This is a genomic window from Allobosea rubneri, assembly GCF_032464875.1.
GTDB classification, from domain to species: domain Bacteria; phylum Pseudomonadota; class Alphaproteobacteria; order Rhizobiales; family Beijerinckiaceae; genus Allobosea; species Allobosea rubneri.
Map to the genome: position 1 here is coordinate 24244 of NZ_JAWDID010000062.1, position 6836 is coordinate 31079.

General features: G+C 64.5%; 6 protein-coding genes. 4 read left to right on the forward strand and 2 right to left on the reverse strand.

Annotation, left to right across the window (positions count from 1 at the left end):
* Positions 1-5 precede the first annotated feature (5 nt).
* Genes arsB through RKE40_RS25360 form a run of 4 tightly spaced genes read left to right on the forward strand, consistent with a single transcriptional unit; the run spans position 6 to position 4064 of the window.
* A complete protein-coding gene (gene arsB, locus RKE40_RS25345) occupies positions 6-1058 on the forward strand; it encodes an ACR3 family arsenite efflux transporter (RefSeq protein WP_316020972.1) in 1053 nt (350 codons plus the stop codon).
* Positions 1059-1117: 59 nt separating this feature from the next.
* Positions 1118-1432, forward strand: coding sequence for an ArsR/SmtB family transcription factor (locus RKE40_RS25350; protein WP_316020973.1), 315 nt, complete (start codon positions 1118-1120; stop codon positions 1430-1432).
* Positions 1433-1488: 56 nt separating this feature from the next.
* Entirely contained in the window at positions 1489-2895 is a 1407-nt protein-coding gene (locus RKE40_RS25355) for an NAD(P)-binding domain-containing protein (RefSeq protein WP_316020974.1), read from the forward strand.
* Positions 2874-4064 carry an MFS transporter gene (locus RKE40_RS25360; protein ID WP_316020975.1) on the forward strand — a complete coding sequence of 397 codons (1191 nt, stop codon included), beginning with the start codon at positions 2874-2876 and terminating at the stop codon, positions 4062-4064. Before RKE40_RS25355 ends, RKE40_RS25360 begins: the two co-directional genes overlap by 22 nt.
* Before the next feature lie 62 nt (positions 4065-4126).
* Here RKE40_RS25360 and RKE40_RS25365 read toward each other — a convergent pair whose 3' ends face one another.
* Together RKE40_RS25365 and RKE40_RS25370 are read right to left on the reverse strand one after the other, a co-directional pair.
* Complete coding sequence (locus RKE40_RS25365; protein WP_316020976.1) at positions 4127-5317, reverse strand: MFS transporter; 1191 nt, start codon at positions 5315-5317, stop codon at positions 4127-4129.
* Between the two features lie 144 nt (positions 5318-5461).
* Positions 5462-6601 carry an alpha/beta hydrolase gene (locus RKE40_RS25370; protein WP_316020977.1) on the reverse strand — a complete coding sequence of 380 codons (1140 nt, stop codon included), beginning with the start codon at positions 6599-6601 and terminating at the stop codon, positions 5462-5464.
* Positions 6602-6836 lie beyond the last annotated feature (235 nt).

The following is a 6836-nucleotide window of genomic DNA, read 5'->3' on the forward strand; positions in this document are numbered from 1 at the left end:
TCTGCATGTCCACCTTCGAACGCTACCTCACCGTCTGGGTCGCGCTGTGCATCGTCGTCGGCGTCGCGCTCGGCCATGTCATGCCGGGCGTCTTCCAGGCCGTGGGCAGCGCCGAGATCGCGAAGGTCAACCTGCCGGTCGCGGTGCTGATCTGGCTGATGGTCATCCCGATGTTGCTGAAGATCGATTTCGCCGCGCTCGGGCAGGTCGGCAGGCACTGGCGCGGGATCGGCGTCACCCTTTTCATCAACTGGGCGGTGAAGCCGTTCTCGATGGCGGCGCTCGGCTGGATCTTCATCGCCTGGCTGTTCCGGCCGTGGCTGCCCGCCGACCAGATCGAGAGCTACATCGCGGGCCTGATCATCCTCGCGGCGGCGCCCTGCACCGCGATGGTCTTCGTCTGGTCGAACCTGACGAGGGGCGAGCCGCATTTCACGCTGAGTCAGGTCGCGCTGAACGACGCGATCATGGTCATCGCCTTCGCGCCGATCGTGGGGCTGCTGCTCGGCCTGTCGGCGATTACCGTGCCCTGGGGAACGCTGGTCCTCTCGGTCGTGCTCTACATCGTGGTTCCCGTGATCGTCGCTCAGGTCCTGCGCGGCCGGGTGCTGGCGAGGGGAGGTCAGGCTGCCCTCGACCGTCTTCACGCAAGGCTCGGGCCGACTTCTCTCGTGGCCCTGCTCGCCACCCTCGTATTGCTGTTCGGGTTTCAGGGCGAGCAGATCCTCGCGCAGCCGATCGTGATCGCGCTGCTGGCGGTGCCGATCCTGATTCAGGTCTATCTCAACGCCGGGTTGGCCTACGTCCTGAACCGCGTGGCGGGCGAGCAGCATTGCGTCGCGGGCCCGTCGGCGCTGATCGGCGCCTCGAACTTCTTCGAGCTCGCCGTGGCCGCTGCGATCAGCCTGTTCGGTTTCCATTCCGGGGCGGCGCTCGCAACCGTCGTCGGCGTCTTGATCGAAGTTCCCGTGATGCTCACCGTCGTCTGGATCGTGAACCGGTCGAAGGGCTGGTACGAGCGCGGCGACGGCGTACGGAAGGTCCAGGCTGCCGAATAATTCCATGGTCGTCGAAATTTCTGTTGAACGACCCCGGCGAACGTGGAAGGTATATTTCGATGGATATCGAAGCAGCAGCATCGCAACTGGAGGCGCTCGGCAATCAGACGCGCCTTCAGCTCTATCGAGTTCTCGTTCGGGCGGGGCGTAACGGCCTGCCGGTCGCACAGGTCCAGGAGCGTCTGGGCATTCCGGCCTCGACGCTCTCCCATCACCTTCAGCGCCTCATCCGCAACGGCCTCGTGTCGCAGGAGCGGCAGGCGACGACGCTGATCTGCCGCGCGGTCTATCCGGCGATGGACGCGCTGCTCGGCTTCTTGTCCGAAGAATGCTGCATCGAGGAAGGCTGTTCTTCCTCTGGGAAGGCCGCCTGAGCGGCTTTCAGTTGCCACTTAATTCCATGTTTCCAGCAGGAGCGGAGGATTGCGCGATGAAGGAGCTTCCCGTCGTCGTGATCGGTGCGGGGCCGGTTGGGCTTGCTGCTGCTGCCAATCTGGTCGCACGCGGCATGGCCGTGAAGGTCTACGAGGCCGGAGAGGCCGTCGGCGCTAACATCCGCGACTGGGGCCATGTGCGCCTGTTCTCGCCATGGGAGTTCAACGTCGACCCGGCGAGCCGCAAGCTGCTCGAAGCCGCCGGGTGGGCGGAGCCGGATAGGCAAGGCTATCCGACTGGACACGAGCTGATCGATCGATACCTCGCTCCCCTGGCGGAGACGGCCGAACTCTCGCTGGTCATCGAATACGACGCTCGCGTAGTTGCGATCGGCCGCCGCGGCATCGACAAGGTAGTCAGCCGGGACCGGGAACTGCACCCGTTCCAGCTTATGATCCGCGACCGGGACGGCGGCACGCGGCGCGTTTTCGCTCGCGCGGTTATCGACGCTTCCGGAACTTGGACGACGCCGAACCCGGCCGGGGCGGGGGGAATGCCCGTCGATGGGGAGGAGGCGTTCGCGGACAGGATTACCTACGGCATTCCTGATGTTCTCGGGCGCGACCGAGCAAACTATGGCGGCCGCACGACGCTCGTGCTCGGTGCCGGGCATTCAGCCGCGAACGTCCTGCTCGACCTCGACAAATTGGCGTCGCAGGACGGGGCGACGAAAGCAATCTGGGTCACGCGCGGCCGCGACCTCTCCCGCGTCTATGGCGGGGGTGCGAACGATCAGCTTGCCGGTCGGGGTGACCTTGGACAACGGCTGCGGCACCTGGTCGACAGCGACCGGATCGACCTCATCCGTGGCTTTGCCCTGGCGGGGATCCGGGAGGAAAGCGGTCGCCTGCTCATCAATGGCGAAACGAGCGATGGCGGACGCATGATCGGCGCCGTCGATCGGATCGTGGCCTGTACCGGGCAGCGCCCGGATCAGACGCTGACCCGAGAGCTGCGGGTCGATCTCGATCCATGGCTGGAAAGCACCCGGATGCTGGGGCCGATGATCGATCCCAACCTGCATTCCTGCGGGTCGGTGCCCCCTCATGGACATCGCGAACTCTCACATCACGAGCCGGGCTTCTACACGGTCGGGATCAAGAGCTATGGGCGCGCACCAACCTTCCTGATGTTGACCGGCTTCGAACAGGTTCGATCGGTGGTTGCCGCAATCGCGGGCGACATGGCGGCCGCGGATGACGTCAAGCTGGTCCTGCCGGAGACCGGTGTCTGCACGACGGCCCCAGCGGGCTGCTGCGGCGGCCCCGCACCAGAGCCGGTGACCGCCTGCTGTAACGACGGCGCTCGTGCGAAGCCCGACGGACAGGATGCCTGCGGTTGCGGCCCAGCCAAGCTCCCGGAGCCCGCGAGGACCTCCACTTGCTGCGGCAAGGTTGCGTGATCGACCGAAGCCGACTGACGGTCATCTCGGCCCTGGGCGTGGTTCAGATCCTCGCCTGGGGGTCTACCTACTATCTTCCCGCCGTTCTGGCGGCGCCGATCGCCGCCGACACCGGCTGGCCGTTGTCCTGGATCGTTGGCGCGCTCTCGGTCGGACTGCTCACTGCCGGAGCCGGCGCGCCCTATGTCGGTCACCTGATCGGTGAGACCGGAGGACGCCCGGTCTTGGCCGCAGGCACGATCCTCATCGCCGCTGGGCAACTCATTCTCGGACTGGCACCGAACCTTTCCGTCTTCATCCTCGGCTGGGTCGTATTGGGCGCCGGAATGGCCGCTGGCCTCTATGACGCGGCGTTCTCGACGCTTGGGCGCCTTTATGGCGGCACCGCTCGGTCCGCTATCACCGTGCTGACGCTATGGGGCGGCTTCGCCAGCACGGTCTGCTGGCCGTTGTCGGCCTACCTCGTTGAGCAGTTGGGCTGGCGAGGAACCTGTTTCGTCTATGCGGCGATACAGCTTCTGATCTCGCTGCCGTTCGTGTTGACGATCCTGCCGCGAGTTCCACCTGAGCTGCCGCGGCCGACGGCGGGAGCGCCCGCAGCACCGTCCAGCCTGCTTCCACCGGAGCGTCGCGCCTTCCTGCTGCTCTCGGGGATCGTCATGATCGGTGGCGCGATCGGGGCCATCGTCGGCGTTCACCTGCTGACGCTTCTCCAGGCTCAGGGGATTGGTCTTGCTGCCGCGGTCGCATTGGGCGCTCTCGTCGGTCCTGCGCAGGTAGGAGGGCGCGTGATCGAGATGGCAGGCGGAGGGCGGCATCACCCGCTCTGGACCGTGAGCGCAGCTCTCGGGCTGATGGCGACCGGTCTGGCACTGCTGGCGCTTAGTCTCGGCCCGGTGGGGGTGGCGATCGTGCTTTATGGGGCCGGAAACGGCGTCTTCTCGATCGCTAAGGGCACGCTGCCGCTGGCCCTATTCGGGCCGCAACGCTACGCGCCGCTGATTGGAAGGCTCGCTCGACCAAGCTTGATCGCACAAGCGGTTGCGCCAACGGCGGGAGCGCTGTTGCTCGATCAAGCTGACTCGACCTGGACATTCGCCGCCCTGCTCCTTCTCGCTTTACTCAATGTCGCGATTGGGGCGGGACTTTGGTGGTCTCAAAGACGTTAAGCCTGCGCCAGAAACCGACCTTGAGCCACTGCCGAAAACCGGACGTTTGGCGCTGTGCAAACTCAGCCTTTTCTGACCGTCCACATGGTGGCGGTTGCAAGCGCGGCCGCGCCGAGCAGAATGACCGCGCTCGCACTGAAGGTGGTGATGTGTCCACTTGAGTCATAGAGGATACCGCCGGCAACTGCGCCGCCGGTGATCGCGAATTGTACGACCGCGACCATCAGCCCGCCGCCAGCCTCGGCGTCGTCCGGCAGGGCTTTCGCGACCCAGGTCCACCATGCGGCAGGCGCGGACGTCGCCAGTACCCCCCAAAGCGCCAGCAGGATCGCTGTCACGGCAAGCCCGCCGCCGACCAGGATCAAGGCGGTAGCAATCAGCGCCATGACGACCGGAATGACGATAAGGGTCGGGTACTGGCCTCGATCGATGAACCGGCCGATCAAGAGCGAGCCGATCGCGCCCGACACCCCCATCAGCAGCAGCAGAAGCGACAGCGTTGCAGCATCGACATGCTTCGCTGTCTCCAGGAACGGCCGAAGATAGGTGAACAGCACGAACTGCGCCAGGAAAAACAGGCTGACGGCGGCCATTCCAATAGCGATGAACGGCTTCTTCAGAATCCTGAAGGCTGCCATCGCGCTCGTGCGGGCTTCGATCGTCATCGATGGCAGGCTGATTACCTGCCAGACGAGAACGATGAGCCCAACGGGTACTATGAAGAAGAACGCGCCGCGCCATCCCACGATACTGCCGAGGAAGCTGCCGAGCGGCGCTGCGATGACCATAGCCAGCGCATTGCCGCCGTTCAGAATCGCCAGCGCTTTTGGAACCTGATCCTCGGGGACCAACCGCATCGCCATGGCTGCGGACAGCGACCAGAATCCGCCGATCACGACGCCTATGAGAGCCCGCCCCACCATGAAGATTTCGTAGTTGGGAGCGATCGATACGATCACTCCCGAAATTACCATCACGGCCGTCAGCGCGATCAGAAGCAGCTTTCGGTTGAGATCGCCGGCGAGCGTGGAAATGAAGAGGCTGGCAGGGATGGCGAAGGCGCCCGAGACGGCGATCGCCTGACCAGCTTGCCCCTCTGTGACCCGCAACTCCGATGCGATCGGAGTCAGCAGGCTGACCGGCATGAACTCGGATGCGACCAGGGCGAATGCGCCGAGGGCGAGCGCGAACACCCCTCCCCAGGCGGGAGCGCGGCTTTCGTCAGACGCTATTTTGGCAATTGGCGCGTGCATGGAATTCCTGCCTTGCGTGCTGCGGCAAGGCACTGTCCGCGACGCTGGCGATCGCGTGGTGGTGCGATCGATCGTCTGAAAGGCCGGCTTTGTCCGAGGGTCAGAGGGCGACGGCGCGGATATCGCTCGGCCGCCCTCTCGACATCACAGATTGCGTTCGAAGAACTCGGTCAGCCTGGCGAGGGGGATCTTGTCGGCCCTGTCATAAAGATCGACATGGTGGGCATCCGGCACGATCAGCAGCTCGCGCGGGTCGGACGCTGCCTGGTAGACATCCTCGGAATAATAGCGCGAATGGGCGTTCGCCCCGGCGATCAGCAGGATCGGGCGTGGCGAGATCATCTCGATGTTGGCGTACATCGGGAAGTTGAAGAACGACATCGGCGTAGTGGCCGTCCAGGCCGTCGCCGAGTTGATGCTGCGCGGGTGGAAGCCCCGCGGCGTGCGGTAGTAGTCGAAGAACACGGCCAGCACCGGATCCGGATCGGGCGGCAGCTTTTCGGGAAGCACGCGTTGCCCGGTCACGATGTTGCCGCTCTGGTCAAACGGCACTTCGTGATAGCCGAGCGCGAAGGCCTTGGCGTCGGCATCCTTCCAGCGCTGCTGGCTGAGGTAGTCGATGACCTCGCGGCGCTGCTCCATCGTGTAGCTGTCCTTGTAGCTACGGCTCATGCTGCGCGACATGTCGTACATAGAGGCGGTCGCGACGGCCTTGATACGGGAGTCACTGGTGGCCGCCGTCAGGGCCATGCCGCTGAAGCCGCAGATGCCGATGGCGCCGATGCGCGCGCGGGCGACGTTCGGCTGCAGTCCAAGGAAATCAACCGCGGCGCTGAAGTCTTCCGAATTGATATCGGCCGAGGCGACGTTACGCGGTTCGCCGCCGCTTTCGCCGGTGTAGGAGGGGTCGAAGGCGAGCGTGACGAATCCGCGCTCGGCCATCGTCTGCGCGTAAAGGCCCGACGACTGCTCCTTCACGGCGCCAAACGGGCCGCTTACCGCCAGCGCCGGCAATGGTCGGCTGCCACGATCCTTCGGGAGATAGAGGTCGGCCGCCAGCGTGATGCCGTAGCGGTTCTTGAAGGTGACCTTGCTGTGGTCGACCTTGTCGCTTCTTGCGAAGGTCTTATCCCAGGCCTGGGTGGGCTGCATGCTGCTTCCTGACGTCGAATTCGAGTTGGTCTGCGCCAAAGTCGGCTGCACGCCTGCGATGACGAGCGACGCCGTCCCGCCGGCTAGGGCGAGAAGATCGCGGCGCGCGAGAGATGGATGGTGATCGGACATGGCGGTGCTCCCGTTGTGTGGGGAGATCTTACGGTCCCTGTTTTTCTTCCATTAGTAGCTATAATGCGCAGGAGGCTATGAGCAGGATTCAGCAATCATGCGTGAAACTGTCTGCCGTCAGCGCCCTTGAGACAGTTCAGGGGTTTTCGGGAAGGGAGGATTTCTGGATCATCGCAGCCATTTTGGAGCGCAGATGAGACAGAAATCCGGGCCGGAGAAAGCACCGGCAGAGCAG

Coding starts and splice junctions, on each gene's coding strand:
- arsB (WP_316020972.1), top strand. CDS start 6: ATGTCCACCTTCGAACGCTACCTCACCGTCTGGGTCGCGCTGTGCATC.
- RKE40_RS25350 (WP_316020973.1), top strand. CDS start 1,118: ATGGATATCGAAGCAGCAGCATCGCAACTGGAGGCGCTCGGCAATCAG.
- RKE40_RS25355 (WP_316020974.1), top strand. CDS start 1,489: ATGAAGGAGCTTCCCGTCGTCGTGATCGGTGCGGGGCCGGTTGGGCTT.
- RKE40_RS25365 (WP_316020976.1), bottom strand. CDS start 5,317: ATGCACGCGCCAATTGCCAAAATAGCGTCTGACGAAAGCCGCGCTCCC.
- RKE40_RS25370 (WP_316020977.1), bottom strand. CDS start 6,601: ATGTCCGATCACCATCCATCTCTCGCGCGCCGCGATCTTCTCGCCCTA.